We start from the raw sequence: 25,356 nt of genomic DNA, 5'->3' as shown, positions 1-25,356 counted from the left end.
GGCTGGGAGGGCGGCTCAGATCGGTAGGAGCGACCAGACCACCGCGAGGGCGATCAGGGCCGCGACGCCGGCGATCGCCAGCGCATTGAGCAGGCGGTGCTCGACCATGATGGCGACGTACTCGCGGAGGAACGCGCTCGGCACGTAGTACGCGGCAGTCGGGGAGCCGATCACCTGGGCCTCGCTCCCGATCGAACGTGCAAGGAGGGCCGCGCGGAGGACGTGGTAGTTGTTCGTCACCACGATCGTCTCGCCGTCCCGTCCGACCGACTGCTGCAGGTCGCGGGAGAGCAACAGGTTCTCGCGCGTGTTCGTGGACGCGGTCTCCGGCAGCACGTCGGACGGGTCCGCGCCGTTCGCGACGAGGTACTCGGCCATGGCGGTGCCCTCCGGGCGGGGTTCGTCGTCGCCCTGTCCGCCGGACGGGATCAGGAGCGGCCGCGTCGCCCCCGGTGACGTGGCCCGGTAGATGCGGAGCGCCAGGTCGAGGCGACTGCGCAGCAACGGCGGGACCTCACCGTGGATGAGGCCGGACCCGAGGACGACGAGGGCGTCGGGCGTCCGCGTGTGCCGATAGCGGCTGTAGACGAGTGAGTACACGCCGAAGGCCGCGAACGTCGCCGCCGCGTAGAAGCACGCGAACCCGAGCAGGAGACCCAGGGCGACGAGGACGATCGTCAGCCACGAGGGCAGGGACTGCGGGTGCGCTCCGAGGACCAGCAGCACGGCCAGCACGGGCAGGACGAGGATCGCGACCCCGGCGAACAGCGAGAGCAGGTTGCCCAGGCTGCGTCCTTCGAGCCGGAGCATCGTGATGCCGTTGCCGATGAGGAGGACCCCGAGCACACCCACCAGCAGGACTGTGCCGAACGCGGCGAGGAGCACGGTGAACGGCGTCGTGCGGGACGCCTCCGAGAGGAGCGCCACCAGCCCACAGGCGATCGCGGAGACCAGGAAGACCCCGTTGCGCAGGCGGCGGGCGTCGCTGCGTCGACTCACGACGTAGAGGACCGCGAAGACGGCGGCCGGGAACAACATGATCATGCGCTCATCCTGCCCGACCGATCGTCGTGCGCGGGCCTGGCGGACGGGGCGTGCGAGCGGACCGGTCGGGGTGCTATGACCGCGGCGGCTTCGGCGTCATCGCCTTGAGCGTCGCCTCCTCGGCGTCGATCGCGGCCAGAACAGCCGCGACCGCCGGTTCCTGGTAGCGACCCTCGGCGCGCGCCGAGAGGAGTGCCTCGCGTTCCGCCGCGATCATCTGGCGGCGGAGTCGGGCGAACGCGACCGTCCGGAGCTCCGAGCCGTCACCGGTGTACTGCTCGAGGGCGTTGGCCACGAAGCTCGCATTGGTCCGCAGACGGTTGAGCACCTGTTCCTCGTCCGCCTCGGTCGTCAGCTCGTCGAGGCGGTCCAGGCCGGCCGTCTGGACCTCCGCCATGAGCATCAGTTGCTCGACGCGCTCCTGGCTGTGGTTCGGCGGCGGGAGGTGCAGCGCGCGGATGATCCGGGGGAGCGCGAGCCCCGAGAGGAGTGTGCCGACCACGACGACGAACGCCAGGAACTGCAGGAACTCGCGCGACGGGGTGTCCTCGGGCAGCAGGAACACCGCCGCCAGGGTCACCACGCCACGGACGCCGGCTGCGGAGACGGCGATCCCGTTGCCCCAGGACCAGCTCCGCTCACGGAGCCGTCTGGGTCCGAGCCGGTAGATCGCCGTGACCGTCATCTCCCACACGAATCGCGAGACGATGAGCGCCGCGAGGACCCCGATGCTGATGAACACGGTCGGCCAGAGCCCCGGACCGGTCTGGATCGCCCCCTCGAGGATGCCGGCCAGGTTGAGCCCGATGAACAGGAAGACGGCGTTCTCGAGCAGGAACTGGATGGTGCGCCAGTTGAGGGACTCGGCGATGCGCGCCTCGGCCGACTGCACGATGGGCGCCCGGTAGCCGAGCAGCAGTCCGGCGGTGACGACCGCGAGCACACCCGAACCGTGGATCGCCTGCGCCAGGAGGAACGCGAGGAACGGGGTGATGAGGGAGAGACAGGTGTCGAGGACCGGGGCGCGCAGGCGTCGGCGGACCTCGGACAGCACCCAACCGACCGCGAGACCGACACCGACGCCGGCGACGACCTCGATGACGAACTCGCCGGCGATCATGACCGGGTTGACGACGCTCGTGATGGCGAGGATCGAGGCGTTGAGTGCCACGAGAGCGGTGGCGTCGTTGAGCAGACTCTCACCCTCGAGGATCGTCAGCACACGGCGGGGGAGCCCGAGTCGTCCGGCGATCGCGCTCACGGCGACGGCGTCGGTCGGCGCGATGACCGCTGCGAACGCGAAGGCCGCTGCGAGGGTGATCGACGGGATGAGGAGCCAGCTGGCGAACCCGACCGACACGACGGTGAACGCGACCGCACCCACCGAGAGCAGGATGATGCCGTCGTTACGGGCACGGATGTCGATGAGGGAGATCCGGATCGCCGACGCGAACAACAGCGGCGGCAGCAGGCCGTAGAGGATCAGGTCGGGTTCGATCTCGACGGTCGGGACGGCGGGGATGAACGACGCGACGCCGCCGACGAGCACCAGGGCCACCGGGGCGGAGACGCCCGCTCGGCCGGACAGGCCCGACACGATGACGGTGACGACGACGAACACGACGATCCACGAGATGAGCGCGACGGGATCCATGTGGGGATTCTCCCACCTGGGAGGCCGTGGTCGTCCGTACGATCGTCCGAACTCCGGACCCGCCGTGAGCGGCGCCGGTTCCGAACGCACGACGCCCCCGCACGGTCAAGCCGTGCGGGGGCGTCGGTTGGAACGGTGAGGCGGCTCAGCCGCGGCGGTTGGCCGCGCTGCTGGAGCCGCGCTGCTCCGCGCCGGTCTCGCGGGTGCGGAGACCGAAGCGGTAGGTGAGCTTCTCGGTGGAGTGACCGCGGCCGTGGACGGCGGTGCCCGCGGAACGGTTGGAGGACGCTGGGGTCCGAGTCTGGGTGATGGACATGGTGGTTCTCGATTCTGGTGTTGCGGATGATGGATGGGCCGGTTCCAGAAGGGGAATGCGATGACGATCGGTGCGGGTCGCATGGATGGAGCGACGAGACCGTCCGGAATGCAGCTGCGCCGAGATTCGGCTGCGCTGGTCGGCTGGGGCCGTCCGGTGGATCGTTCTTCGCCGTTCTGGAGGGCGGCTGGTGGTGACGTGTCGGGAGCATCGGCGTATCCGTGGAGGTGTGGACTCTGCACACGGAAGCCGGTTGTGACATCGGCACTCGAGGGACGAACGTACGCGACTAAGCTGAGAAAGACCTGGGAGGAGCGGGCTTCACTGCTTGCGCGGGTCGATGCCCGAGGTCAGACCCGGGCATCGACCGGCGGTGTCGCAGAGCTTCGGGCCACCGCACCTAGGGGAGGGGTGGCCGTATCTCCCGCGCACCCGAAGGGATATCGGGCTCGGGAGGCCGGAGGGTGATCGCGGGGGACGATCGGTTACCGGTGGAGGCGCTGGAAGAACTCCAACGCAATATATATTAACAGCTCAGCGTTGCGTGTTGCTGTGGGATTCCTGGGAGTGCTCAGTCGGTGGCGAGGAGGCGCAGGATCCGCGCCGTCTCGGTCGCGACCGCGCTGCGACCGGCCCGGACATAAGTGCGGGGGTCGACGAGCTTCGGTTGCTCGTCGAGGACGTCGCGCACCGCTCGGGTGAACAATCCGTTGAGGTGCGTCGAGAGGTTGATCTTCGTCATCCCGGAACGCACCGCCGCGCGGAGTTCGTCGTCGGGGAGTCCGGAGGAGCCGTGCAGCACGAGCGGAAGGGGCACCTCGCGGTGGAGCTGCGCGATCAGCGCGTGGTCGACGGCGGCCTCGCGGCTCGTCATCGCGTGCGAGGTGCCGACGGCGACGGCCAGGGCGTCGACGCCGGTCGCTGCGACGAACGCGACGGCCTCTGCAGGCACCGTGCGCGCGCCCGGAGCGTGGACGCCGTCCTTCCCGCCGACCTCGCCGAGCTCCGCTTCGACGGCCACGCCGCGAGCGTGGCAGAAGTCCACGATCTCCTTCGTCGCGCGGACGTTCTCGTCGTACGGCAGGGTCGAGGCGTCGAACATCACGCTGTCGACGCCGAGATCGACGCCCTCGTGCACGAGCTCGGCCGACTCCACGTGGTCGAGGTGGACGAGGACCGGGACCGTCGCTGCACGGGCTATGGCCAGCGAGGCGAGCGTGATGGGCGCGAGCGACCCGTGGTACCGCACGCAGTTCTCGCTGATCTGCAGGATGACCGGCAGCCCGGCCTCCTCGGCGCCGGCGACGATCGCCTCCGCGTGCTCGAGGAGGACGACGTTGCACGCCGCGATGCCGGCGTTCGAGTCCGAGGCGTTGGCGAGGAGCGCGGTGAAGTCGAGGGCGGTGGTCATTCGGTTGCTCCAATGGGGTCTGATGCGGCGGGTGCGTCGGTGAATCGGTGGAAGGCGGCGAGGTCGATCGCGCCGGCGATCGGTTCGAGCACGGCCGCCGCACCTGCAGCCGCCGCTGTGCGGAGTGCCTCGGGAAGTGTGGCTCCCGCGCGGAGTGCTGCGACCAGGCCGGCCGTTGCGGCATCGCCGGCGCCGGTCGGGTTGCCTCTGACGCCGGGGACCGCCGGGACCTCGTGGGCGCCATCGGCGTCGCCGGCGGTGAGGCCGTCGGCACCGCGGGAGATGACGACCGCGCGGGCGCCGAGTGCGAGGAGTGACGCGCGAGCCGATGCGAGGTCGGCCGCGCCCGTCGCCTCGAGGGCCTCGTCGAGGTTGGGTTTGAGGATCGTCGCACCGGCGCGTGCCGCGGCGAGGAGCGCCGTGCCGCTGACGTCGACGATCACGGGGACGCCGGCGTCGTGCCCGGTTCGGACGAGGGCTTCGACGACGCTGTCGGGCGTGGCCGGCGGGAGCGAGCCCGAGATGACGAGTGCGCTCGCTTCGTGCAGTGAGCGCCTGAGCTCGGTCGTCAGGGCGGCCCACTCGTCGGGCGTCACCACCGGCCCGGCCTCGGCGTAGAGGGTCGGATGCTGGATGCCGTCGACGACCGCGACCGTCGAGCGTGTCTCGGCGCGGAGCTCCACGACCTGTGCGGGGAGGTCGTCGGCCGCGAGGGCGTCCCTGAGCCAGGTGCCGGAGGCACCGCCGAGCGGCAGCACCTGCAGGGTCGGGACGTCGAGTGACTCCAGGACGCGAGCGACGTTCACGCCCTTCCCACCGGCACGCCGCACGACGGACTGGACGCGTTGTGTGACCCCGAGCTGCTGCTCGGCGACCGTGTAGGTGATGTCGGCGGCCGGGTTCGGCGTCACGACCACGACGCGACGCGGTGCGGGGGTGGTCGTCATCGCGCCGTCACCAGTCGGCGGGCGAGGATCCCCGCACCGACCGTTGCCGCCTCGTCGCCGTGACGAGCGGGCAGGAGCTGCGGGACGCGGACGACGTCGAGCCGCTCGCGGAGTCCGTGCTCGAGTGGCTCGAAGAGGGCGGCTCCGGCGAGGGCGAGCCCGCCGCCGATCACGATGGCGGTGGGTGCTGCGACGACGGTGATGCCGGCGAGGGCCTCGGCGAGTGCATCGACGGCGTCGTTCCAGATGGCGCTGGCGGCGGCGTCACCGCTGGCGACCGCGTCGGCGACGGTCTTCGCGTCGCGGGCGCCCGCTCGACGTGCGATGCCGCCCGCTGAGGCGAGTTCCTCGACCCGGAGTCCGCGGTGCGGGCCGTCCTGGATCACGCGCTGGCCGATCTCGCCGGCCCAGCCGCCGCCGGCGAAGGGGACCCCGTCGATCACGAGCGCCGAGGCCAGGCCGGTCCCGACCGGTACGAACGCGATCGTGCCCGTGACGTCGGCTGCAGCGCCCGAGAGCGCCTCCGCCAGCGCCCCGGCGCGGACGTCCTGCCCGAAGGCGAGCGGCACCTCGAGTGCGGGACGGAGGAGCTCGGGGAAGGCCAGGTCGCGCCAACCGAGGTTGACTGCGTGGATGCAGACGCCGTGCTCCTCGTCGACGACGCCGGGCACGACCACCCCGACGGCCGCTGGGGCCGTGACGCGGCTCGCGGCGGTGACGAGTCCGAGGACGATGTCGCGAGTCAGGACGCCTGAGGTGTCGCCCGAGGGCGTCGCTTCGCGCCAGCGCCCGAGGACCGTGCCGTCGGCATCCGTCAGTGCGGCTTTGATCCCGGTCCCGCCGACGTCGATGCCGAGGACCGCCCGCTCGGTCACGGCGTCAGGATGACGGAGCGCGTGAGCGAACGGGGGTGGTCGGCGTCGAGGCCGCGGGCCTCGGCCAACGCGACCGCGAAGCGCTGCGCGACGACGAGCCCGGCGATGGGGTCGAGGTCGTGCTGCACGAAGGTCGCTCCGGTGGCCGCGACGTCCTCCGGCAGGCCGGCGGGCGTCGGTCCGAGGGACCACACGAGTCGGCCGGGCTGCGCGATCGCGATGGGGCCGTGGCGGTAGTCCATGGCGGGGTAGGACTCCGCCCAGAACTGTGCCGCCTCCCGGGTCTTGAGCGCGGCCTCGAAGGTGAGGCCCACAGCGTGCCCGAGTCCGATGAAGGACACCTGGTCGGCGCCGAGGTACTCGTCGATCGGGATCTGCAGCGCCCGCTCGGCTTCCGCGGCGAGTGCCTCGACGTCGTGTCCGAGCGAGCCGCGGAGGAGCGCGAGCGTCGTCGTGGCGAAGCGGGTCTGGACCACCGAACGCTCGTCGGCGAAGGGGAGGGCGATCACGTGTGCCGCCGGAACGGTCGCGGGGGAGTCGTCGACCGCGGTGATGAGGACGGTGGTGACCGAGTCGCCCACCGCTTCCAGCAGGTGCACGATCTCCGTGGTCGTGCCGGAGCGTGAGATGGCGACGATGCGGTCGTAGTCGCGGACGCCGGGGAACTCCGAGCCGGCGAACGCGTCCGTGACGCCGAGCCCCGCCTGTTCGCGCAACACGGCGTAGCTCATCGCGATGAACCAGCTGGTGCCGCATCCGACCACCGCGACCCGCTCTCCCGGCTGCGGCAGCACGGCGACGGCCTCCGGCACGAGGGCGGCGGCGGTGCGCCAGGATTCGGGCTGCGACGCCAGTTCGGCGGCGACGAAGGTCTCGGGCATGACGTGCCTTTCACGTGAGGGGACGCGATCGCAGCGTGGCGATGCGTTGCCGCAACCATACCGGATCGAATCTGATCGATACCAGTGCAAATCGTCAGAATCAATCAGACAGGCGCTGGCTGAGCGCCCATATGATGGTCACAGTACGCCCGACCCGACCGGAAAAGCAGGACAGATGACGCAGCAACAGCGACTCAACGCCCTGCTCGAGCTCGTGAGCGAACGCGGCAACGTGACGATCGCGGAGATCGGCGAAGCGCTCGGCATCTCCGCGGCCACCGCCCGTCGCGACCTGACGGCGCTCGCCGAGCAGCGACTCGTCACGCGGACCCACGGCGGTGCCGCCGCCCTCGGCACCGGCTACGAGCTGCCGCTGCAGTACAAGATCGCCCGCCAGGCGGACGCCAAGATGGCCATCGCGAAGGCCACGGCCGCCCTGATCAACGTCGGCGACGCCGTCGGACTCAACGGCGGCACCACCACGAGCGAGGTCGCGCGGGTGATCGGGCGGAGCGAGCACCTCGTCCGTTCGGACGGCGACGCCTCGGTCACGATCGTGACGAACGCGCTCAACATCGCCTTCGAACTGTCCGTGCGCTCGCACGTGAAGATCGTCGTGACGGGAGGCGTCGCACGACGCCAGTCCTACGAACTCGTGGGCTCGCTCGTCGCGGGGGCGCTCGCCGAGATCGCCCTCGACGTCGCGATCCTGGGCGTCGACGGCTTGAGCGCGCAGTTCGGCGCCACCACCCTCCACGAGGGTGAGGCCTCGGTGAGCCAGGAGTTCGTCAAGGTCGCGAAGCGGGTCATCGTGGTCGCCGACAGCACCAAGATGACGAAGGCGACCTTCGCCCGCATCTGCCCACTCGACCGCATCGACGTGCTCGTCACCGACCAGCCGGTGGATCCGGCGTTCGCCGACGCCCTGGCCGCGGCCGGCGTCGAGCTCATCATCGCCGACTGAGTCCTCCGCTCCCGGTCACTGCATCGCCCCCTCCTGGCCACTATGCCTGTCGAAGTGCCGCACCCTCCCGCTCGCTGAGCTGCCCCTCCCCACCACTGAGCCACCCTGCTCCTGACCACTGAGCCGCCCCCTCCCGGTCACTGAGCCTGTCGAAGTGCGCTCCCCATGTTTCGGCGCGGTAAAACCTCTCCACATCAGCCACCCCGCGCTTGCGTCAGCGCCGTGATCGCCTATTGTCATTTCATGATCGTTTTGGCATCATATGAATCAACTTCACGCAAGGAAGCGGATGTGATCGAGTGAGCACTGCACCAGCCACCACCCCCGAAGGTCTCCGGGTCGCCGTCATCGGCACCGGCCAGCGGGCCTACATCGCCGAACACGTCCCCACGAGCCCCACGTCCGCCTCGGTCGTCGCGGCGGTCGACACGACCGAGATCGGTCGCGGTCGGGCACGGCAGCTGTTCGGCGACGACATCGAGGTCCTCGACTCCCACGAGGCGCTCATCGCGCGGGGCGGTGTCGACGCGGCGATCGTGACGACGCCCGACTGGACCCACAAGGAGATCGCGGTCGACCTGCTGCGCGCCGGCATCGCGGTCTATCTGGAGAAGCCGCTCGCGATCACGCTCGACGACGCAGACGCGGTCCTCCAGGCCGCCTACGAGTCGCGGACGCCGCTCTACGTCGGGCACAACTTCCGGCATGCCGCCGTCGTCCGGCTCATGCACGAGGTCATCGAGCGCGGCGAGATCGGCGCGGTCAAGTCCGTCTGGGTCCGCCACTTCGTCGGCAACGGCGGCGACTACTACTTCAAGGACTGGCACGCCGACCGCTCGCGCGTGAACTCCCTGCTCCTGCAGAAGGCGAGCCACGACATCGACGTCGTCCACTTCCTCGCCGGCGCGTACACGCAGCGCGTCGTCGCGATGGGCGACCTCGCGGTCTACGGCGACATCGACGACCGCGAGGACCGCAGCGGCCAGACCATGGCCGACTGGTTCTCCTACGACAACTGGCCGCCCGAGGCGCAGCGCGGTCTGAACCCCGTGGTCGACGTCGAGGACGTCTCGATGATGCTCATGACCCTCGAGCACGGGATCACCGCCAGCTACGAGCAGTGCCACTTCACCCCCGACTACTGGCGGAACTACACCGTCATCGGGACGCACGGCAGGCTCGAGAACATCGGCGACACCGCCGGTGGCACCGTCAAGGTCTGGAACCGTCGTCGTACCTGGAGCACCGAGGGCGACGTCGAGTACCCGATCGCGGGCGTCGAGGAGGGCCATGCCGACGCCGATCTCGACACGATGAACGAGTTCCTCGCCTTCGTCGCCGAGGGCACCCCCACCACGCTGTCGCCGGTCGCCGCGCGACAGGCCGTCGCCGCCGGAGCCCTCGCCGCTCACTCCCTCCGCAACGGTTCGATCCCGCTCGACGTCCCGCCGCTCGACCCCGCACTCGTCGAGTACTTCTCCTCCCTCACCGCCCGCACCGCACCGCACTCCCTCGACGCCGCCACCCGGTAGCGCACCTCGAAAGGACTCCAGTCATGCCTTCGCCGTTCATGAACCGCAACACCGCATCCGGCGGTCGCGCCCGCCGCCGCGCCGTCCTCAGCGGCATCGGCCTCCTCGCCGCCGCCGCGCTCACCGCCGGCTGCAGCACCGGTGGCGGGGGCGCCACCGGTGGCGAGTACGCCGCCGCCCCGAAGGACCTCAAGGCCGAGATCACCTACGGCGTCTGGGACCAGGCCCAGGTCGAGGCGATCGACGCCAACATCGAGGCCTTCAACAAGGTCTACCCCGACATCACGGTCAACGTCAACGTCACGCCCTGGGCCTCGTACTGGTCGAAGCTCCAGACGCAGGCCTCGAGCGACACCCTGCCCGACCTCTTCTGGTTGAACGGGCCGAACTTCCAGGTCTACGCGGCGAACGGCAAGATCGAGCCCATCACCGGGGCCGTGAAGGCCGGCGACATCGACCCGAAGAACTACCCGGAGGCCCTGAACGAGCTGTACTCGCTGGACGACACCCAGTACGGCGTGCCGAAGGACTTCGACACGATCGGTGTCTGGGTCAACACGGCGCTCTTCGAGCAGGCCGGCGTCGCGCTGCCCGCCGACGGCTGGACCTGGGACGACTTCGACACCGCCGCGCATGAGATCTCGACGAAGTTGAAGGACCAGGGCGTCTATGGTGCCGCCGGCGGCATGGACGGCCAGACCACCTACTACAACACGATCCTGCAGGCCGGTGGCGAGGTCATCAACGCCGACCAGACCGAGTCCGAGTACGACAGCCCCGAGGCCCAGGAAGGGCTCCAGTTCTGGACGGACCTCATCGCGGACGGCTCTTCGCCCAGCATCCAGCAGCTGACGGACACGCCGGCCGACCAGTGGTTCACCTCCGGCAAGCTCGCCATGTACTGGGGCGGAAGCTGGCTGCGCCCACTCGTCGGTGAGTCCGACGTCGCAGCCACCGCCCAGGCCTTCCCGCTGCCGACCGGCAAGGAGCAGGCGACGGTCATCCACGGCGTCTCCAACGTCGTCGCGTCGGCGAGCAAGAACAAGCAGGCTGCACAGGCCCTGCAGGTCTTCCTGGCGAGTGAGGAGGCCCAGCAGCAGCAGGGCGACCTCGGCGCCGTCATCCCCGCCTACACCGGCACGCAGCAGTCGTTCGTCGACTCCTACCCGACGATGAACCTGCAGGTCTTCCTCGACGCGCTCGACTACGCCAAGCCGCTGCCGGTGTCGGAGAACACGGCCGCCTGGAACGCCCTCGAGGTCGAGCTCCTGCCCGACGCGTTCAGCGGTGACAAGCCGGTCGCCGACGTGGCGAAGGATCTCGCCGAGCAGATGAACGCCGCGCTGGCCAAGAAGTGACCGGTCAGACCGTGCTGCGCACCCCGTCGGCGCCACGCTCCTCGCGGAGCGTTGCCCGGCGGGGTGCCGCCCGCGGCGACGGCGCCTGGCCGTGGGTCTTCGTCCTCCCGCTCCTCACCGGCATCGGCGTCTTCTTCATCTGGCCGATGATCCAGACCGCTTACTACTCGTTCACCGAGTGGGGCGTCTTCGGCGGAACGACGTTCACGGGCGTCGAGAACTACGTCCGGTTGTTCGCCGACCCGCGGCTCTACGCCTCCCTCGGCAACACGCTGATCTACACGGCGGTGGTGCTCCTCGGCATCCCGATCGCCGTCTACCTCGCGAGCCTGTTGAACCTCCCCGGCCTGCGGTTCGCGAGCTTCTACCGGGTGCTCTTCTTCCTGCCGTACGTCGCGATGCCGACCGCCGTGGCCATCGTCTGGCGCATCATCTTCAACGGTGATTTCGGCATTCTCAACTACACGCTGTCGCTCGTCGGTGTCGACGGCCCCTACTGGATCAGCACGCCGGGCACCGCGATGTTCGCCGTGGCGATCGTCGGTCTCTGGTCGTCGCTCGGCTTCTCGATGATCATCCTGGCGTCCGGACTCAAGAACATCGCGCCGGAGCTCTACGAGGCGGCCGAGCTCGACGGCGCCACCCGGTGGCGGCAGTTCCGTTCGATCACGGTGCCGCTGCTCACCCCGAGCATCTTCTTCGTCACGATCATCACGGTGATCTCGAGCTTCCAGCTCTTCGACCTGCTGTACGCGATCCTCGGCAGCACCAACCCGGTGCTCCCGAAGAGCATGTCGCTCGTCTACTTCTTCTACGACCAGGGCTTCGTCCAGAACGACAAGGGCTACGCGGCGGCGATCGCGATCGTGATCTTCCTGATCATCGGACTCGTCACGCTCCTGCAGTTCCGGCTCCAGAAACGATGGGTGAACAATGACTGAGCAACTCACCGCCACAGCACCGCTCACCACCCGTGCCGTCACCGTTCCGGGATCGGGTCGTCCGTCCGCCGCGTCCGCGCGACGCCGCGAGGTCGGTCGGCCCGGCCAGCGGCGCGGGTCGCACGTCGTCGCCCATATCGTGCTCGGCGTCGGTGGCCTCATCATGGCGTTCCCGTTCATCTGGCAGATCATCATGTCGCTGTCGACGAACGCGGAGGTGCAGAGCGTGGTCCCCACGTTCTGGCCGGCCGAACTGCAGTGGCAGAACTACGCCGCGGTGTTCGAGCGCCTTCCGTTCCTCGACCAGCTGCGCACGTCGATCGTCATCACGGTGATCAGGACGCTCGCGCAGATCGTCCTCTGCACGATGGCGGGGTACGCGTTCGCGCGGATGCGGTTCCGCGGACGCGCGGTGCTGCTCGCCGTGACGCTGTCGATCCTCATGGTGCCGTCGCAGGCGTACCTCATCTCGCAGTACCAGATCGTGCAGGGCTTCGGATGGCTGAACACCACGCTCGGCATCGTCGCACCCGGCCTGTTCAGCGCGTTCGGAACCTTCCTCATGCGGACGGCGTTCCTGAACCTGCCGACGGAGCTCGAGGAGGCGGCGCGGATCGACGGCGCCGGACCCTTCCAGATCTTCTGGAAGATCATGCTGCCGCTCGCCAAGCCCAGCATCAGCGTCCTCGCCATCACGACCGTGCTGTGGTCGTGGAACGAACTGCTCTGGCCGCTCGTGGTGTCCACGTACGCCAACTCCATGCCGCTCGCCGCCGGTCTCGCGACGCTCTCGAGCGACAAGACGACGGACTACCCGGTGATGATGGCGGCGTCGATCCTCGCGATGGCGCCCGTGCTCATCCTGTTCATCGTCCTCCAGCGCCGGGTGATCGACGGGCTGGCGTTCTCCGGGCTGAAGTAGCACTTCGCCCCGGTCCCTGAGCTTGTCGAAGGGTGGTTCCTGAGCCTGTCGAAGGGCGTGACCGGTGGGGCGTCAGGCCTCGCCGGTGCTCCACCAGGAGGCGATCGGTGTCCCGTTCACGACGTGGTCGCCGATCGCCCTCGCCTTGAAGCGGGACGGGTTGTGCGAGGCGATCGTACGGGCGTTCCGCCAGTGCCGGTCGAGCGCCCGGTGCGTCTCGACGGCACTCGCACCGCCGACGTCGAACAGGGCGGTCGCAGCGTCGAGCACGGCGGGCAGGATCACCAGCTGCGCGCGCGCCGTCGCGAGTTCGACGTCGGCGATCCGTTCCTGGACGAGATCCGGGTCGGCTCCGAGGATCGCCGCGCTCGAACGACCGAGTGCAGTCGTCGCGGCGGCCAGTGCGGCATCGGCGGCGAACGACTTCGCCGACAGCTCGCCGACGACCTCCTGCACGATCGGGTCGGCTTGGGCGGTCGCGGCCGCGCCGTGACTGTAGGTCCTGGTCCGAGTCCGGACGAACGCGCCGGCGTCGTCGACGATCGCGCGGCCGATGCCCGTCACCGCCGCGAGCAGGACCAGCTGTACGAACGCGCCGCCATGCGAGGGGCGCTCCGGCTCGCGCCGGGTCACCGTCGACGGTTCGACGGGGACCTCGGTGAAGACGGTGGTGCCGCTGCCCGTCAGCCGCTGGCCGAACCCGGTCCAGTCGTCGATCCGATCGACACCCGCGGCGTCCGTCTCCACGAGCACCGAGACGAACTCGCCGTCCTGCTCAGCGGCGACCCCGACGAGGTCGGCGAACAGCGTCCCCGTGCTGTAGAACTTGGTCCCGTTCAGTCGGAGACCGCCCGGCGTCTCGGTGAGCCGGGTGGCGAGCGAGCCCACCTTCGCGGCCGACCGCTCGTGGCTCGCGTTGCCGACGATGGCTCCGTCGGCCAGTCGGGCCAGACGCGCCTCACGGTCCGCCGACGACGGCGTGTGCAGGGTGCGGTCGATGTAGGAGAAGTGGGAGCGGAACAGCTGCGCGAGGTTCGGGTCGCGCCTGGCCAGCTCGGCGAGGAGCTCGAACAGCTCCCCGTGCGTGGCGTCCTCGCCGCCGTACCGTCGCGGCAGCGTCACGCGGGTGAAGCCCGCCGCTCGGAGCGCCTCCACCTCGGCATGCGGCAGCCGGCGCTCTCGCTCCCGTGCGACGGCGTCCCGCCCGAGCTCGTCGAAGAGCGGCGCGAAGCGCTGCGTCAGGTCGCGGTCGACCGTCGCCGTCTCGCTCATGCCCGCTCTCCATCCGTCGGAACGGGCTCGGTCTCGGGCCGCGCCCCCGGAGCCTGCCACTCGGGCAGGGTGCCGTTGAGTTCGAACTGCCCGAGCGCCGCCGAACGCTGGACGGCGGGATTGTGGGAGGCGATCGTCCGGACGTTCCGCCAGTGCCGGTCCAGCGCGGTCGACCGGCCGACAGCGGAGGCACCCCCGACCTCGAACAGGCGGCTGAGCGCGTCGAGGACGAGCGGAAGGACGACCTGCTGGACGCGGAAGACCTCCAGCAGCGCGGACCGGGCGGCGTCGGGATCGGTGGCCGGCCCGTCCAAGGTTCGAGCGGACGTGAGGACGAGCGCGCGGGCCGTGTGCACGACGCTGCTGAGCTGGCCCACGATCGACTGCACGAGCGGATCCTCGCGTGGCAAGTGCTCGCCCGCGTGGCCGACGGTCCGTCGCCTGGCGCGCACGTAGTCGACGGTGTCCTCGAGGGCGCGTTGCGCGATGCCGGCGACGACACCGAGCAGGATGAGCTGTTGGAGTGCGCCCGTCCGGTGCCACGCCGCCGCGTCGCCGCTGTGGACGACGAGGTCGCGCTGGTCCACCGGTACGCGGTCGAAGGTGGTCGTCCCGCTCCCGGTCAACGGCTGTCCGAAGCCGTCCCAGTCGTCCACCGAGCGGGTTCCCGGATCGTGCGCGGACACGGTCACCGCGACGCGGTCGGTTCCGTCGAGCGCGGACAGGTGGATCCAATCGGCGTAGATGCTGCCGGTCGTGTAGTACTTCGTGCCGGTCACCGTGAGCGACTCGCCGTCGCGGTCGAGGACGGTCTCGAGGTGGGCGGTCGCGTGCCGCTCCGACTGCGCGTTCCCGACCAGGTCGCCGGCGTTCAGCCGGGCGAACCAGTGCTCCCGATAGGTGTGGTCGGGGGAGGCGAGCAGCGCCTCGACGAACAGGATGTGCCCTCGCCAGACGTGCCCGAGGCTCGAGTCGGCCGCCGAGAGGTCGATGAGCCGCTCGAAGAGCTGCTCGAGGGTGAGTCCGCCACCCCCGGATGTGGTGGGGACCCTGGCTGCTGCGAAGCCCAGGTGCTTCAGTTCGGCGACCTCGTCGAACAGGAGGCGCCGGTCGGTCTCGCGCGCTATGGCGCCGCCGCGGATGGCGGAGAGGAAGGAGTCGAAGTCGTCGGCGCTCATCGGTGCAGCACCCGCTTCGCCAGCACGTTGCCGAGCAACTGGGCGAGCTGCACGAGCAGGACGAGCGTGACCACCACGAGTCCGACGACGATCCAGTCGAACCGTTGGTAGCCGTAGGTCATGGCGAGGTCACCGAGGCCGCCGCCGCCGAGCACCCCGGCCACGGCCGTCGCATCGACGAGGGCGACGAGGATGTACGTCAGCCCGAGGATGAGCGGGCCGAGCGCTTCGGGCACGACGATCGTGAACAGCACCCGCACGGGGCTCGCACCCATGGCTGCGCCGGCCTCGATGGCGCCCGGTGAGACGGCGACGAGGTTCGACTCGGAGACGCGCCCGATGGCGACGCTCGCGACGAGGATGAGCGGGATCGTCGCCGGAAGCGGTCCGAGGCCGGTGCCGAACACGAGCCGCGTGAGCGGGATGAGCGCGATCGCGACGATGAGGAACGGTACCGGTCGGATGACGTTGATGATGACGTTCAGGACGCCGAACACGACGCGGTTCTGCAGGAGGTTGCCGGGCCGGCTCGCGTAGAGCAGGAGGCCCAGCAGGATCCCGATGACCGTCGCGACGGCGAAGGACACGGAGACCATGAGGCCGGTCTCCCCGATGGCCTTGAGGAGACGCGGGAAGAACGCGTCGGGATCGAAGTCACGCATGGGTGTGCTCCTTCAGGGTGTCGGGGTCCTCGGCGAGCGGTTCATACCCTTCGACAGGCTCAGGGACCGAAGCAAGCTCAGGGACCGGCGTGGACTCAGAGACCGGTGCAGGCTCAGGGACCGGCGCGGTCGGGGCAGGGTCGATCGCGGTGACGGTCGCCGTGGCGCGGAGCCCCGCGATGGCGGCGTCCACGCGGTCGTCCGGTCCGAGCAGCTCGACCGTGAGACTGCCGAACAGTCGCCCCTGCAGTTCGTCGACGCCGCCGAACACGACGTTGAAGTCGATGTCGTTGTCGCGGGCGACCCGCGAGAGGAACGGGTGGTTGGTGTCGCGGTCCTCGACGTGCAGCTGGACGAGGCGCCCGTGGTGCACGGCTCGGATCTTCGCGAGCACCTCCTCGGAGGGGATGTGGTGGAGCACCGACGAGACGAAGCGTCGCGCTGTCGCGGTGCGTGGCGCCGAGAACACCTCGTACACGCTGCCCTGCTCCACCACCTCGCCGTCCTCCATGACGGCGACCCGATCGGCGAGTTCGCGGATGACGTCGATCTCGTGGGTGACGAGCAGGATCGTGACGCCGTACTCCTCGTTCACCCGCCGAAGGAGTTCGAGGACCTCGCCGGTCGTCTGCGGGTCGAGGGCGCTGGTGGCCTCGTCGGAGATGAGGATCTCCGGGCGGGTGGCGAGGGCGCGGGCGATGCCGACCCGCTGCTTCTGCCCACCGGAGAGCTGCGACGGGTAGGCGAGCGCCTTGTCGCTCAGCCCGACGAACGCGAGCAGTTCTTCGACGCGGTCGAGGATCTCGGCGTCCGGCACCTTCGCGAGTTTGAGCGGGTAGGCGATGTTCTTGTAGACGGTCCGAGACTCCAGGAGGTTGAACTGCTGGAAGATCATGCCGATCCGTTGACGCGCGGCGTACAGCGCCTGCCCGGCGAGCGCGGAGATCTCGAGGCCCTCGACGACCACCCGCCCGCTCGTCGGCCGCTCGAGGGCGTTGACGGTGCGCAGGAGCGTCGACTTCCCGGCGCCGGAGTACCCGACGATGCCGAAGATCTCGCCCCGCTCGACCGTCAGGTCGACGTTCCGCAGCGCCTCGAAGGCGCGGCCCTTCACCTCGAACGTCTTGCTGACGTCCTCGAAGACGATTGCTGTGTTCATCACCTGCTCCTCTCGCGGGAGGGCCGTCCGGGAGACCCCGGACGGCCACTGCGTGGTGGCGGCCGGTCATCGCGGGAGGCGATGACCGGCCGCCGTCGTCCTACTCGGCTTCGGCTTGGAGCTCGGCGAGCTTGTCGCGGAGGTCCTTCACCGGAACCTTCACGAGGATCGAGTTCCCGGCGAACTCGTCGTCGAGCGCCTCGGCGACGCGCGGGTCGGCGTAGGTGTCCTCGAGGATCTTCCAGGCCGGGTTGTCCTTGTCCTCGTCGCGGGTGGCGATGACGTTGACGTAGGGCAGGTTCTTCTCGGAGAGCGAGTCGTCGAGGAAGAGCGCGTCGTCCTTCGTGATGCCCTGGCTCGGGTCGAAGTAGGAGGTCCCGACGACGACGGCTGCGAGCGACGGGTCGTCGAACTGCTGCGGGATGCTCGTCGCCGGCAGCGGCACGAACTGGAGGTTCTTGTCGTTCGCGGTGACGTCCTCGACCGTCGGGAAGTTCCCCGCGTCCGCTGCGATCTCGATGAGTCCGGCCGCAGCCAGGATGTTCAGGGCACGACCGCCGTTGGACGGGTCGTCCGGGATCGCGATGCGCGCGCCGTCGGCGAGGTCCTCGACGTCGGTGAGCGTCTTCGAGAAGATCCCCCACTGCGTGATGACGGTCGAGAACACCGGCGTCAGGTCGGCGTCGTTCTCTGCGTTGAAGGCCGAGAGGTAGAGGATGTGCTGGAAGGCGTTCGCGTCGACGGTGCCGGCGACGAGTTCGGTGTTGGGCAGGACCCAGTCCTTCACGTTCACCCACTCGACGTCGAGGCCCTTCTCGGCGGCGACCTCCTTGACGGCGTCCTGGAACTGCGTGTCCTCGGACACCGCGATCTTCACGCTGAGACGCTCGGCGGGTGCGCCGGAACCGGTCGCCGCGTCGGCGGTCCCGTTCTGGCCACCGACGACGACCGAGACGACGACGGCGATCGCGGCGACGGCGACGACCGCGACACCGCCGATCAGCAGGTTCCGGCGCTTCCGTTTGCCGGAGGCGATCGACGCCCGCAATTCGCTCGGTTCTGGTCCCGTGTGCTCACTCATGATGGTCCTCGGCTCTGTCTGTGGGTGCACTGGTGCGTGCACGGAGCCAGTCTCCACAGGCACGCGGAGGGACGCCCGTTGCGTTACCGCGGACCGTCACCGTTCGAGATGAAACGTAAACGCGCAGCACGGACGGGCGATCATCCCTAGACTGCGGCGCTCCGCACCTCCGGTCCCTGGACGCGCCTCTTGCGGTCCCTGAGCTTGTCGAAGGGTGGGGTCAGGCGGGGTGGATGAAGTTGCTGCGGCGGCGGGCGAGGCGTCGCCCGGCGAGCTGGTCGAAGATCGGGCAGTCGGGTGAGGGGAGCGGCGACCCGTGCTCGGTCGTCGCTCCGGCCAGGCGGGTCTGCTCGGGAGGAGAGGACGTCACCCGCGCGTCGAACCCGTGGGTGAGCGTCGTGAAGATCGGGGACGGGGAGAGCGGCTGGCGCGCGGACGAGCTGGGCACGGGATCCTCTCAGGGGTCGATTGGAGACTGCGCGATCCGGTGGGCCCGCCTCACGACAGCGATACTCATATTCTAGAACATGAATGAGGCGTGAACGGCCAGGCTCGGCACGTCGCGAGGGTCACCCGACGTCGTATCGCGCCAGCGCGTCCGCGTCCTGGGCGATCCGAGAGGCCCGACGGGCGGCGTCGAGCGCCTCGACCGGATCGTCGACCGCTGCCGCCTCCGCGAGTGCGAGCTGCCGCTGTGCCTCGGCGAGGCGGGTCCTCGCGTCGGCACCGACCCTGCCTCGGTGCGCGGAGATCACGTCGACGGCGACGCGGATGTTGCTGTCCGCGGTGAACAACGCCCCGCGCATCGCCTCGCGTGCGTTGTCGAGACGTTGCTGCGTGCTGCGGGCGGTCGCGAGAGCTGCGTCGAGGTCGATGTCGGCTGCGCGAACCACCTCGAGACGTCGCATCGGATCGGGCAGGACGCGGTCGCCGTCCGGGGATGTGGTCGACTCCGCCTCCAGAAGTGCGCGGTTCGCCCGCTCGACGGCGGTCGCGATGACGGCGGCCGTCTCCGCGCGTTCCACCGTCGCACCCAACGCCTCCGCTTCGGCGATCACCGTGCGGAGCTCACGCCCCGCTGCGGCGAGTTCGGTCTCCGCTGCGGCGATGCCCGCGAGCGAACGCTCGACGGCGTCCAACCGGTCCTCCGCCTGCTGCAGCTCGCGCCCCAGGGCGTGCAGTGCCGCGGCGGCCGGTCGGCCGGTGTCGATCCGATCCTTCGTCGTCGTCGCATCGTCGGTCGCCTGGTCGACCGTGTCCTGCGCGGTCCGGCGAAGTACCCGGGCGTCCTCGACGGCGCTCGCCGCATAGCGCTCGGCCGCGGAGGCGATCGCGAGGCCGGTGGTGGTGAGTCGTTCGCGCGCGCGGTCGATGCGTCGCTCGAGCTGGTCGAGGAGGTCGGGGGCCGAACGCTCCGCTCCACGGCGCTCGTCGAAGCCGCGCAGTCGGGCGCTCAGGGTGCGTTCGACGTCCTCGCAGACGCTGATGATCCGCTCGTTCCAGGCGCGACGCTGCGCCTCCGTGTCGGCGATCTCGTCCTCGAGCGACTGGCGGAGCCGGAACGCCTCCCCGAGGGCCGAGCGCGCCGAGGCGACGTCGGCGGCATACCCGCGGGCAGCTTCACGTCCGAACTCCGCTTCGGCGAATCCGACCTCGTCCTCGGCCTCGCGGACGGCGTCGTCGGTGCGGACGAGGGCGATGCCCGCGCGGCGGTGGAGGTCGTCGATGGAGGCGACGGGGGTCTTCGGATGGCGCCGACGCAGCAGGGTGACGAGCAACCAGACGATGATGCCGACGCCGCCGAACACGATGAGCGAGGGGAGCCACCACAGGTCGTCCATGGGCTCCAGTCTATGAACGCGGAACGGGCGTCGGCTGGGAAGGACGTGGCGTCGGGCGTCGGTCGTCGACGGTGTTCCGACGCCTGTCGAGCCTCCTCGGGATCGCGCTCGACACGTCGGTCCGCGGGCTACCCTGAACCCATGACCCGCCAGCAGCGCCTCGTGCTCACGATCGCGATCCTCTCCTCGTTCGTGGCGTTCCTCGACGGCTCGGTCGTGAACGTCGCGCTCCCTGCGATGACCGAGGAACTCGGCGGTGGGCTCATCGTGCAGCAGTGGGTGGTCGACGCCTACCTGATCACCCTCGGGTCGCTCATCCTGCTCGCGGGCTCGCTCTCCGACGCGTTCGGGCGCATCCGCATCCTCCGCATCGGGCTCATCGGCTTCGGCGTCACCTCGATCCTGTGCGCGGTCGCACCGACCGCCGAGGTGCTCATCATCGCGCGGCTGCTGCAGGGTGGTGCCGCCGCGTTGCTCGTCCCGAGCTCGCTCGCCATCATCATCTCGACCTTCAGCGGCGTCGCGCAGGGCAAGGCGATCGGCACCTGGACGGCGTGGACGGGAGCCGCGGGCATCACCGGCCCGCTGCTCGGCGGCGTGCTCGTCGACACGCTGTCCTGGCGCCTCATCTTCGCCATCAACATCGTTCCGATCCTCGTGACCCTGTGGCTCATGATGCGCACCGATCGCGTACCCGAGCCGGAGCACCGTCCCCGCATCGACGTGGTCGGCGCGGTGCTCGGCGCCGTCGGGCTCGGCGGCCCTGTCTTCGCGCTCATCGAGCAGGAGCGCTACAGCTGGTCGAGCCCGATGCTGCTCGTGCCGCTCATCGGCGGGGTCGTGTCGTTCGTCGCATTCCTCTGGTGGGAGCGCCGCCACCCCGACCCGATGCTGCCGCTGTCGCTCTTCCGCGTGCGGAACTTCGGCTACGGCAACATCGCGACCGTCTTCATCTACGGTGCCCTCTCGCTCGGCTTCTTCGCCATCGCGGTCTTCATCCAGCAGACGGCGGGCTTCAGCGCCACGCTGGCGGGCATCGCGACGCTGCCGCCGACGCTCGTCATGCTCGCGTTGTCGTCGTGGTTCGGCAAGCTGGCCGGCAAGCACGGACCGCGGCTGTTCATGACGGTCGGACCGATCATCGCCGGCGTCGGCTTCCTCCTGATGATGGGTGCGCAGCAGGATCTGAACTACTGGGTGCAGCTGTTCCCAGGCATCCTGCTCGTCGGTCTCGGCCTCGCGATCACGGTCGCGCCGCTCACCGCGGGCATCCTCGGATCGATCGACCCGGCCCATGCGGGCATCGGATCGGCGGTCAACAACGCGGTGTCGCGCGTGGCGGGCCTCGTGTCGATCGCCCTGGTCGGCATCATCGCCGGTGGCGCGCTCGGCGTCGACGGGTTCCCGCGGGTGGTCCTGGCGACCGCCGTGTTCATGTTCGTCGGTGGCGTGGTGTCGTTCGTCGGCATCCGGAACCCGCGGACCGCGACCGCACCGGAGACGACGACCTCGTCGCAGGCCTGACGACCTCGCCGGGCGCCGGGATCTCGATCAGAGCGGGTCGGCACCCGTGACGGCGGGCGCGGTGGTGGCCGCCCCGATCACCGCGTGGAGCATCTCGCGGAGCTGGGTGAGGTGCTCGGCGTCCATGCGGAGCTCGTTCATGACCCGGTGTGGGATGGCCTCCGCCTGGGTGCGGAGCTCACGGCCGGCGCTGGTGAGCGAGACGTCGAGGACGCGCTCGTCGAGTCGGCTGCGGTCGCGTCGGACGAGCCCTGCGGTCTCGAGGCGCTTGAGGAGCGGGGACAACGTCGCCGGCTCGAGCTGCAGTGCCCCGCCGAGGTCCTTGACCGAGCGCGGGCTGTGCTGCCAGAGCGCGAGCATCACGAGGTACTGCGGATGGGTGAGACCGAGTGGTTCGAGGATCGGTCGGTAGAGCGAGATGACGCTGCGCGACGCGACGGCGAGCGCGAAGCAGACCTGGTTCTCGAGCTGGAGCAGATCGTCGGCCGTGGCGACGGTGGTGGATTTGTTGGCGGTCACGGTCCCATCGTACCCAAATGATTAGTACACTCATCAATATGAGCGAGAAACGATCCTTCCGGGAGTCCGTGCGCGAGGCCGGTGGTCTGTACGGCTGGGTGAACGGCCGCATGTGGAAGGTGCTCGGACCGCCGCCCCTCGGTCCCTACAACGAGGAGCCGTTGCCGCCGGCCGCGCAGTCGGGGTGCCCGATCTGCGGCCACGCCATGTCCGAGCACATCGTCGACCGCACGACCGGCCCGCGCACGCAGCTGCACTGCCCGAAGGCCCCGGCCGCCTGAGGCGATCTCCATCCCGGGTGGCAGGACGTCATCCCGTGGGTGCATGCGGTGCCCCACCACAGCTGCTGAACTGGTGATATATGTCTCAGGTCAACATTTCCTCCGCGCCGCCGATCCCGTCCACCGACGACGCCTCATCGCGTCGGTGGCACCTCATCGACGCCCTCCGTGGGTTCGCGCTCGTCGGGATCCTCTTCGTCAACGTCCCCGACATCACACGGCTCGGCAGCGACATCCCGTTCGACCGACGACAGTCGACGCTCATGGACACCGTGCTCGAGTTCGCGGTGCAGACGCGGTTCGTCCCCATCTTCGCCTTCCTCTTCGGGCTGAGTGCAATGCTGGTGATCCAGTCCGCCCGCCGCCGCGGCACCGGCGCGCTCGTCCCGATGCTGCTGCGTCTCGGAACACTCCTCCTCATCGGGATCGCGCACGGGTTCCTCTACCCGGGGGAGATCCTCCGCGAGTACGCGATCTGCGGGATCCTCATGCTCCCCCTCATGCTGTGGTTGCCGCGCTGGGCGTTGCTCTGGTCCGGCGTCGTGCTCACCGTCGCCGCGTATGCGGTCACCGGTGGTGGCCTCACCACCCTGCCCGGACTGTTCCTCGCCGGTGCGGGGGCGGCGGCGTACGGCTTGCCGAAGGTGCTCGACACCGGCGGACGGCCCGTGTGGATCACCTTCCTCGTGGCGACGGCCCTCGCCGTCCCGGCCATCGTGTGGCAGACCACCGAGCCCGGCGACCCACGGTTCACGAACGCCGGTGGGATCGCGGGCGGGATCCTGGCCGTCGTGTACGTCACCGGATTCGCGTTGCTCTGGCAGACACCGGTGCGTCGAGTCCTCGCAGCCGTCTTCGAACCCCTCGGCCGCATGGCGCTCACCAACTACCTCGCCGCGAGCGCCGTGTTCGTCGTCGTCGGGCTGCTCGTCCCCTTCCGGCAGATCGACGACCTGGCCGCGGTGAGCGTCGGAGCACTCGTGCTCATCGCGGTGCAGTCGGTGCTCAGTCGCCTCTGGCTGCGGCACTACCGCTACGGGCCGGTCGAGTGGGTCTGGCGGATGGCCACCTGGCGTCGCGCCGTCCCGCTGCGGGGTGCTGCGCTGCCAGCCGCCTGAGCGCTGAGTCGCCCGGAACTGCGCGGTTTCGGCTCGGATTCGTGCAGTTCCGGGCGACTCAGCGGGGCGGAAGGGAGGCGGCGGCGACCGCGACCGTGTCCGCCGGTTCGCGTCCGAGCAGGGTTCGGAGGTCGTCGCCCGCGCCGTCGAGGAATCCGTGCCGGACGCCGGTGAAGATCGACATCAGCATGGCGGGCTGGAACGGCTTGAGTGCGGCCTCAGCCAGCTCCGTCCGCTGCTCGGCGAGGGAGACGGTGCGGTGTGGGACGGCCAGTCGGTCGGCCACCTGCGCGGCCGTGATCGGTTCGCCCACGAGGTCGTAGCCGCGACCGACGTGGTCCGACGGGGACATCGCGACGACGGCCGCGGCTTCAGCGAGGTCGGCTCGTGCGACGGCGGCGAGCGCCCCGTCGCCGAACGCCGAGCCGAGCGAGTCGCCCGACCAGGACAGGAGTGACCCGAACAGTTCGGCGTACAGGCCGTTCCGCAGGATCGTCCAGGACAGGCTGCTGCGCTGCAGCCGACGCTCGGTCCACCGGTGCGCGAGCGCGAACGCGAGGTGGTCTCCGGCCGAGGTGAGGCTCGTGTACACGACGTGCTGCACCCCGTCCCGCTCGGCCGCGGTGATCGCCGTCTCGTGTCGGGCGATCACGACGTCGTCCTCGGCTTCGCCCGCCGATACGAGGACGAGCGTGTCGACCCCGACGAAGGAGACGGTGTCGGGGTCGTCGAAGTCGATCCGTCGTGCGCCGCCCTGTCCGCTGCGGTTGCTCGCGAGCGGTGCAGCCCCACGGGTGGTGAGCGCATCGACGATCGCGCCGCCGAGTTGGCCGGTGGTTCCGGTGACGAGGATCATTTCAGGGCCTTTCGGTGTTCGGATTGATGACTCGGACGAGTCTGCGTCCCCTGTTCCGGCCCCACAAGAAGGCACTTCCATGTCACTCACGCACACCGCGGTAACCGCCGACCTCGAACCCTGCGGCACGGAGGACCACCCGGACTGCGGCATCCGGGACGTCCTCGACCGCATCGGAGACACCTGGTCGGTCCTCGTCGTCGTCGAGCTCGTGTCGGGTGACCGCCGGTTCCGCGAGCTCCAGCGGGCGATCGACGGGATCTCCCAGCGCATGCTGACGCTGACCCTCCGCCGCCTCGAACGCGACGGCCTCGTCGACCGGACCGTGTACCCGACGGTGCCCGCGCAGGTGTCCTATGCCCTCACCCCGTCCGGTGCGGGGCTCTCCCACCTGATCAAGACGCTCGCCGACTGGTCGCTCGAGCAACGGCCGGCGATCGCGGCGTCGCGTTCGGCGTACGACGCCGCCCACCCGGGGCACCGCATCCGGTGAGCACTGTCGCGTGACGCCCGTGCGGAGTAGCGTCGGCGCATGGAGCATCCGATCGTGCACGAACCCGACGATCCGTTCGTCGAACGCGTCAGGCGGATCTGCCTCGCCTACCCGGAGTCCGTCGAGACGTTCGGCCACGGACGCCCACGGTTCAAGGCGGGCAAGCGTGTGTTCGTGACCGTCGGGTCGGAGATGCGCATCCCGCACAGCATCACGTTCACGCCGGCCGAGGAGGAGCGCGGCGCCTGGCTCGAGGACGAGCGGTTCTGGTCGCCGAAGTACGACGGCCCGTCGGGCAAGCTCGCGTTCGACGCCGGTCTCGACGGCGAGAGCGCACGCACGCTCGACGACGTCGACTGGGCGCTCATCGCCGAGTTGATCGACACCTCGTACCGGCAGGTCGCCCTGCAGCGCCAGCTCCGCGCACTCGGCGCGCGCTGACCGGGGGCCGGCCCGGCCGCGGCAGCATCTCGGAAGGGCCGTGCGAGACTGGCGACCGGGGGAGCGTCATCGAGACGCATCGGAAG

At 69.8% G+C, this 25,356-nt stretch carries 26 protein-coding genes; 10 read left to right on the top strand and 16 right to left on the bottom strand.

Annotated elements, in window-relative coordinates; translation table 11 throughout:
• Positions 1-15 precede the first annotated feature (15 nt).
• From BWO91_RS17410 to BWO91_RS17385, 7 genes are all read right to left on the bottom strand, one after another.
• Positions 16-1,044, bottom strand: coding sequence for a YdcF family protein (locus BWO91_RS17410; RefSeq protein ID WP_079003475.1), 1,029 nt, complete (start codon positions 1,042-1,044; stop codon positions 16-18).
• Positions 1,045-1,117: 73 nt separating this feature from the next.
• Complete coding sequence (locus BWO91_RS17405; protein WP_064296856.1) at positions 1,118-2,698, bottom strand: cation:proton antiporter; 1,581 nt, start codon at positions 2,696-2,698, stop codon at positions 1,118-1,120.
• 145 nt (positions 2,699-2,843) lie between these two features.
• Positions 2,844-3,014, bottom strand: coding sequence for a hypothetical protein (locus tag BWO91_RS19805; protein WP_153303529.1), 171 nt, complete (start codon positions 3,012-3,014; stop codon positions 2,844-2,846).
• 571 nt (positions 3,015-3,585) lie between these two features.
• The gene (locus BWO91_RS17400) at positions 3,586-4,425 is read right to left on the bottom strand and encodes a class II fructose-bisphosphate aldolase (protein ID WP_079003474.1); all 840 of its coding nucleotides are present in this window, start codon (positions 4,423-4,425) and stop codon (positions 3,586-3,588) included.
• Positions 4,422-5,372 carry a 1-phosphofructokinase family hexose kinase gene (locus BWO91_RS17395; RefSeq protein ID WP_079003473.1) on the bottom strand — a complete coding sequence of 317 codons (951 nt, stop codon included), beginning with the start codon at positions 5,370-5,372 and terminating at the stop codon, positions 4,422-4,424. The genes BWO91_RS17400 and BWO91_RS17395 overlap by 4 nt, the downstream gene beginning before the upstream one ends.
• On the bottom strand, positions 5,369-6,247 hold the full coding sequence (locus tag BWO91_RS17390; RefSeq protein ID WP_079003472.1) for an ROK family protein: 879 nt from the start codon (positions 6,245-6,247) through the stop codon (positions 5,369-5,371). The genes BWO91_RS17395 and BWO91_RS17390 overlap by 4 nt, the downstream gene beginning before the upstream one ends.
• Complete coding sequence (locus tag BWO91_RS17385; protein WP_071260570.1) at positions 6,244-7,128, bottom strand: SIS domain-containing protein; 885 nt, start codon at positions 7,126-7,128, stop codon at positions 6,244-6,246. Before BWO91_RS17385 ends, BWO91_RS17390 begins: the two co-directional genes overlap by 4 nt.
• Before the next feature lie 175 nt (positions 7,129-7,303).
• On the opposite strand from BWO91_RS17385, the gene BWO91_RS17380 reads away from it, so the two are divergent.
• The 5 genes from BWO91_RS17380 (at position 7,304) to BWO91_RS17360 (ending at position 12,845) form a co-directional block, all read left to right on the top strand.
• Positions 7,304-8,092, top strand: coding sequence for a DeoR/GlpR family DNA-binding transcription regulator (locus BWO91_RS17380; RefSeq protein ID WP_079003471.1), 789 nt, complete (start codon positions 7,304-7,306; stop codon positions 8,090-8,092).
• A 299-nt stretch (positions 8,093-8,391) separates the two neighbouring features.
• Positions 8,392-9,624, top strand: coding sequence for a Gfo/Idh/MocA family protein (locus tag BWO91_RS17375; protein WP_079003470.1), 1,233 nt, complete (start codon positions 8,392-8,394; stop codon positions 9,622-9,624).
• A gap of 23 nt (positions 9,625-9,647) precedes the next feature.
• The gene (locus BWO91_RS17370) at positions 9,648-10,982 is read left to right on the top strand and encodes an ABC transporter substrate-binding protein (RefSeq protein ID WP_240555563.1); all 1,335 of its coding nucleotides are present in this window, start codon (positions 9,648-9,650) and stop codon (positions 10,980-10,982) included.
• Entirely contained in the window at positions 10,979-11,923 is a 945-nt protein-coding gene (locus tag BWO91_RS17365; protein WP_079003469.1) for a carbohydrate ABC transporter permease, read from the top strand. Before BWO91_RS17370 ends, BWO91_RS17365 begins: the two co-directional genes overlap by 4 nt.
• Complete coding sequence (locus BWO91_RS17360; protein WP_079003468.1) at positions 11,916-12,845, top strand: carbohydrate ABC transporter permease; 930 nt, start codon at positions 11,916-11,918, stop codon at positions 12,843-12,845. The genes BWO91_RS17365 and BWO91_RS17360 overlap by 8 nt, the downstream gene beginning before the upstream one ends.
• A 72-nt stretch (positions 12,846-12,917) precedes the next feature.
• On the opposite strand, the gene BWO91_RS17355 is transcribed toward BWO91_RS17360, so the two are convergent.
• From BWO91_RS17355 to BWO91_RS17325, 7 genes are all read right to left on the bottom strand, one after another.
• Complete coding sequence (locus BWO91_RS17355) at positions 12,918-14,117, bottom strand: acyl-CoA dehydrogenase family protein (protein WP_079003467.1); 1,200 nt, start codon at positions 14,115-14,117, stop codon at positions 12,918-12,920.
• Positions 14,114-15,295 carry a hypothetical protein gene (locus tag BWO91_RS17350; protein WP_079003466.1) on the bottom strand — a complete coding sequence of 394 codons (1,182 nt, stop codon included), beginning with the start codon at positions 15,293-15,295 and terminating at the stop codon, positions 14,114-14,116. Before BWO91_RS17350 ends, BWO91_RS17355 begins: the two co-directional genes overlap by 4 nt.
• Positions 15,292-15,957, bottom strand: coding sequence for a methionine ABC transporter permease (locus BWO91_RS17345; RefSeq protein WP_079003465.1), 666 nt, complete (start codon positions 15,955-15,957; stop codon positions 15,292-15,294). Before BWO91_RS17345 ends, BWO91_RS17350 begins: the two co-directional genes overlap by 4 nt.
• Positions 15,950-17,116, bottom strand: a complete 1,167-nt coding sequence (locus tag BWO91_RS17340; protein WP_079003464.1) for a methionine ABC transporter ATP-binding protein — start codon at positions 17,114-17,116, stop codon at positions 15,950-15,952. The genes BWO91_RS17345 and BWO91_RS17340 overlap by 8 nt, the downstream gene beginning before the upstream one ends.
• A gap of 100 nt (positions 17,117-17,216) precedes the next feature.
• Positions 17,217-18,197 (bottom strand): MetQ/NlpA family ABC transporter substrate-binding protein, encoded by a 981-nt coding sequence (locus BWO91_RS17335; protein ID WP_079003463.1) that lies wholly within the window; start codon positions 18,195-18,197, stop codon positions 17,217-17,219.
• A 220-nt stretch (positions 18,198-18,417) separates the two neighbouring features.
• Positions 18,418-18,645 carry a hypothetical protein gene (locus BWO91_RS17330; RefSeq protein WP_064296845.1) on the bottom strand — a complete coding sequence of 76 codons (228 nt, stop codon included), beginning with the start codon at positions 18,643-18,645 and terminating at the stop codon, positions 18,418-18,420.
• 121 nt (positions 18,646-18,766) lie between these two features.
• Complete coding sequence (locus BWO91_RS17325) at positions 18,767-20,038, bottom strand: hypothetical protein (protein ID WP_079003462.1); 1,272 nt, start codon at positions 20,036-20,038, stop codon at positions 18,767-18,769.
• A 141-nt stretch (positions 20,039-20,179) separates the two neighbouring features.
• Here BWO91_RS17325 and BWO91_RS17320 point away from each other — a divergent pair, with 141 nt between their 5' ends.
• On the top strand, positions 20,180-21,562 hold the full coding sequence (locus tag BWO91_RS17320) for an MFS transporter (protein WP_079003461.1): 1,383 nt from the start codon (positions 20,180-20,182) through the stop codon (positions 21,560-21,562).
• A 27-nt stretch (positions 21,563-21,589) separates the two neighbouring features.
• Here BWO91_RS17320 and BWO91_RS17315 read toward each other — a convergent pair whose 3' ends face one another.
• The gene (locus tag BWO91_RS17315) at positions 21,590-22,081 is read right to left on the bottom strand and encodes a MarR family winged helix-turn-helix transcriptional regulator (protein WP_079003460.1); all 492 of its coding nucleotides are present in this window, start codon (positions 22,079-22,081) and stop codon (positions 21,590-21,592) included.
• Positions 22,082-22,119: 38 nt separating this feature from the next.
• Here BWO91_RS17315 and BWO91_RS17310 point away from each other — a divergent pair, with 38 nt between their 5' ends.
• Together BWO91_RS17310 and BWO91_RS17305 are read left to right on the top strand one after the other, a co-directional pair.
• The gene (locus BWO91_RS17310) at positions 22,120-22,362 is read left to right on the top strand and encodes a hypothetical protein (protein ID WP_064296841.1); all 243 of its coding nucleotides are present in this window, start codon (positions 22,120-22,122) and stop codon (positions 22,360-22,362) included.
• 80 nt (positions 22,363-22,442) lie between these two features.
• Positions 22,443-23,480: a DUF418 domain-containing protein gene (locus BWO91_RS17305; protein WP_079003459.1), complete on the top strand. Its 1,038-nt coding sequence runs from the start codon at positions 22,443-22,445 to the stop codon at positions 23,478-23,480.
• A 58-nt stretch (positions 23,481-23,538) separates the two neighbouring features.
• On the opposite strand, the gene BWO91_RS17300 is transcribed toward BWO91_RS17305, so the two are convergent.
• Positions 23,539-24,336, bottom strand: coding sequence for an NAD(P)H-binding protein (locus BWO91_RS17300; protein ID WP_079003458.1), 798 nt, complete (start codon positions 24,334-24,336; stop codon positions 23,539-23,541).
• A gap of 79 nt (positions 24,337-24,415) precedes the next feature.
• On the opposite strand from BWO91_RS17300, the gene BWO91_RS17295 reads away from it, so the two are divergent.
• On the top strand, positions 24,416-24,829 hold the full coding sequence (locus tag BWO91_RS17295; RefSeq protein ID WP_079003457.1) for a winged helix-turn-helix transcriptional regulator: 414 nt from the start codon (positions 24,416-24,418) through the stop codon (positions 24,827-24,829).
• 39 nt (positions 24,830-24,868) lie between these two features.
• Positions 24,869-25,270: an MmcQ/YjbR family DNA-binding protein gene (locus BWO91_RS17290; protein ID WP_079003456.1), complete on the top strand. Its 402-nt coding sequence runs from the start codon at positions 24,869-24,871 to the stop codon at positions 25,268-25,270.
• The last annotated feature ends 86 nt before the right edge of the window (positions 25,271-25,356 follow it).

It is taken from the genome of Plantibacter flavus (genome assembly GCF_002024505.1).
GTDB lineage: Bacteria > Actinomycetota > Actinomycetes > Actinomycetales > Microbacteriaceae > Plantibacter > Plantibacter flavus_A.
This window is presented reverse-complemented; position numbering and strand designations above follow the sequence as displayed.

Bases quoted from the DNA above. Each gene is read 5' to 3' on its own strand.
- BWO91_RS17395 (WP_079003473.1), bottom strand. From the start codon at position 5,372: ATGACGACCACCCCCGCACCGCGTCGCGTCGTGGTCGTGACGCCGAAC.
- BWO91_RS17370 (WP_240555563.1), top strand. From the start codon at position 9,648: ATGCCTTCGCCGTTCATGAACCGCAACACCGCATCCGGCGGTCGCGCC.
- BWO91_RS17400 (WP_079003474.1), bottom strand. From the start codon at position 4,425: ATGACCACCGCCCTCGACTTCACCGCGCTCCTCGCCAACGCCTCGGAC.
- BWO91_RS17345 (WP_079003465.1), bottom strand. From the start codon at position 15,957: ATGCGTGACTTCGATCCCGACGCGTTCTTCCCGCGTCTCCTCAAGGCC.
- BWO91_RS17300 (WP_079003458.1), bottom strand. From the start codon at position 24,336: ATGATCCTCGTCACCGGAACCACCGGCCAACTCGGCGGCGCGATCGTC.
- BWO91_RS17290 (WP_079003456.1), top strand. From the start codon at position 24,869: ATGGAGCATCCGATCGTGCACGAACCCGACGATCCGTTCGTCGAACGC.
- BWO91_RS17385 (WP_071260570.1), bottom strand. From the start codon at position 7,128: ATGCCCGAGACCTTCGTCGCCGCCGAACTGGCGTCGCAGCCCGAATCC.
- BWO91_RS17350 (WP_079003466.1), bottom strand. From the start codon at position 15,295: ATGAGCGCCGACGACTTCGACTCCTTCCTCTCCGCCATCCGCGGCGGC.
- BWO91_RS17410 (WP_079003475.1), bottom strand. From the start codon at position 1,044: ATGATCATGTTGTTCCCGGCCGCCGTCTTCGCGGTCCTCTACGTCGTG.
- BWO91_RS17310 (WP_064296841.1), top strand. From the start codon at position 22,120: ATGAGCGAGAAACGATCCTTCCGGGAGTCCGTGCGCGAGGCCGGTGGT.
- BWO91_RS17305 (WP_079003459.1), top strand. From the start codon at position 22,443: ATGTCTCAGGTCAACATTTCCTCCGCGCCGCCGATCCCGTCCACCGAC.
- BWO91_RS19805 (WP_153303529.1), bottom strand. From the start codon at position 3,014: ATGTCCATCACCCAGACTCGGACCCCAGCGTCCTCCAACCGTTCCGCG.
- BWO91_RS17325 (WP_079003462.1), bottom strand. From the start codon at position 20,038: ATGGACGACCTGTGGTGGCTCCCCTCGCTCATCGTGTTCGGCGGCGTC.
- BWO91_RS17320 (WP_079003461.1), top strand. From the start codon at position 20,180: ATGACCCGCCAGCAGCGCCTCGTGCTCACGATCGCGATCCTCTCCTCG.
- BWO91_RS17360 (WP_079003468.1), top strand. From the start codon at position 11,916: ATGACTGAGCAACTCACCGCCACAGCACCGCTCACCACCCGTGCCGTC.
- BWO91_RS17355 (WP_079003467.1), bottom strand. From the start codon at position 14,117: ATGAGCGAGACGGCGACGGTCGACCGCGACCTGACGCAGCGCTTCGCG.
- BWO91_RS17405 (WP_064296856.1), bottom strand. From the start codon at position 2,698: ATGGATCCCGTCGCGCTCATCTCGTGGATCGTCGTGTTCGTCGTCGTC.
- BWO91_RS17380 (WP_079003471.1), top strand. From the start codon at position 7,304: ATGACGCAGCAACAGCGACTCAACGCCCTGCTCGAGCTCGTGAGCGAA.
- BWO91_RS17335 (WP_079003463.1), bottom strand. From the start codon at position 18,197: ATGAGTGAGCACACGGGACCAGAACCGAGCGAATTGCGGGCGTCGATC.
- BWO91_RS17340 (WP_079003464.1), bottom strand. From the start codon at position 17,116: ATGAACACAGCAATCGTCTTCGAGGACGTCAGCAAGACGTTCGAGGTG.
- BWO91_RS17295 (WP_079003457.1), top strand. From the start codon at position 24,416: ATGTCACTCACGCACACCGCGGTAACCGCCGACCTCGAACCCTGCGGC.